Here is a 1,767-nt window from a genome sequence, read left to right on the forward strand (position 1 = left end):
GGAGGACGTGGATGGCCGGGACAAGCCCGGCCATGACGTCGGCGAGCGAGACGAGCACAGAATCGCGATCATCAGATGCGATAGTCTTGGGTTAAGCCAGGGAGCGGTCAGGACTTGCGCGGCGGGCGAGCGATCAAGGACAGTGGTGCGGCCTTGGCGGCGGTCGCCTGCGCCTGATCGATGAGACCGGCCGCCAGCATCCTGTCGAGCATGCGATCGCGCCACTCGCTATCGTGCCGAGAGGTTATCGAGGTCATCGGCATTCGGAAACGCGCGAGGAGCAGGGCGATCTCGTCGATGTCCAGGCTCGCGAGCGATTTGCCGAAATAGGCGGTGGCCGCGTCTGCGGCACCATAGGCGCCGCGGCCGAGATAGGCATTGTTCAGATAGGCCTCCAGGATGCGATCGCGCGTGAACGTGCGCTCGATACGGCCCATGAACACCTCGGTGCCGAACTGCCATTCGAGGTTCTGTCCCTTGCAGCATTCCGGAACGAGTGCCTGGAGACAATCGCGGCTGACCGCGTGGATGATGCTTGACAGGCCCGGCCGTCGACCGGCCGCCATGTCGGCTGCGAGCCGGGCCAGCGGGCCGATCGACCGTCGTTCGTAGAAGTCACGGTCCTGAGAGGCGACGACGGCGTTCCGCACCAGCGGCGGGATCTCAGAGAGCGGCACATAGGAGCTTCCCGGGTTCGCCGGACAGAGCGGACCTGTGGCCGGCAGAGCCGCAAGCTGGCTCTCGGTGGGAAGGCCGAGGCCGTATTCGAAGTACCAGATCACATAGCCTTCGGTGTAGAGCATCAGGACGACCGCGAGCGAGAGCACGGCCAGGATCGACTTGCCAAGCAGCATGAAGAGGCGTCTGGTGCCGGGACGTTGCATCGTCAGACGATTGGTTCCGGCCAGAGCGTTTGGGTTCATCGGGGGCCGCGCAGCCGCGCAAAAGTGGCCAGGAAACGGGTGGCCGCCGGCGCCCCTTCTGGCGCATCCTCGTCATTCCGGGATGCGCGCCCTTGCGCGCAGGCCCGGAATCCATAACCACGATTGTGCGTATGGATTCCGGGCTCGTCGCTGCGCGACGCCCCGGAATGACAGCCGGGATGAAGCTCATGGCCAGACTCAAGCAGGCAGTGACCGCTATCAATTCTCCCGCGCGCGGGATCGACGCGATCGACTGGGCGATGGTTGAACGCGACCTCGATGCCGGCGGCTGCGCCGTGTTGCCGCAACTTGTGTCGCCCGACGCGTGCCGCGCGCTGGCCGCGTTCTATCCGGATGACAGTCATTTCCGCAGCCGCGTCGTGATGGCGCGGCATGGGTTCGGGCGCGGCGAGTACAAGTATTTCCGCTATCCGTTGCCGGATCCGATCGGGCAGTTGCGGCCGCGGCTCTATGCGCAGCTCGTTCCCGTCGCCAACCGCTGGAACGCGACGATGGGAATCGACGTCCGCTACCCCGGCGATCACGCCGACTTCCTCGCCCGCTGTCATCAGGCCGGCCAGGTCAGGCCGACGCCGCTGCTGTTGCAATACGACGAAGGCGACTACAATTGCCTGCATCAGGATCTCTATGGCGAGCACGTGTTTCCGCTGCAGGTCGCGATCCTCCTGTCCGAGCCGGGACGCGATTTCGACGGCGGCGAGTTCGTGCTGACCGAGCAGCGGCCGCGCATGCAGTCGCGGGCCGAAGTCGTGCCGCTGGGCCGCGGCGATGGCGTGGTGTTCGCGGTCCACCATCGTCCGGTGCAGGGGACGCGCGGCAGCTA

General features: G+C 65.8%; 2 protein-coding genes. One reads left to right on the top strand and one right to left on the bottom strand.

Features of this window, described 5'->3' with window-relative positions:
* Positions 1-107: 107 nt before the first annotated feature.
* Positions 108-854 carry a transglycosylase domain-containing protein gene (locus BRAS3809_RS18675; RefSeq protein WP_008963635.1) on the bottom strand — a complete coding sequence of 249 codons (747 nt, stop codon included), beginning with the start codon at positions 852-854 and terminating at the stop codon, positions 108-110.
* 257 nt (positions 855-1,111) lie between these two features.
* On the opposite strand from BRAS3809_RS18675, the gene BRAS3809_RS18680 reads away from it, so the two are divergent.
* Positions 1,112-1,767 (top strand): 2OG-Fe(II) oxygenase (locus BRAS3809_RS18680; RefSeq protein WP_035656807.1); only part of this gene is annotated, 656 nt, incomplete at its 3' end.

Source organism: Bradyrhizobium sp. STM 3809, from assembly GCF_000239795.1.
Taxonomy (GTDB): domain Bacteria; phylum Pseudomonadota; class Alphaproteobacteria; order Rhizobiales; family Xanthobacteraceae; genus Bradyrhizobium.

What these genes read in the sequence shown, in the direction of transcription:
- BRAS3809_RS18675 (WP_008963635.1), bottom strand. Translation starts at nt 854, where the DNA reads ATGCTGCTTGGCAAGTCGATCCTGGCCGTGCTCTCGCTCGCGGTCGTC.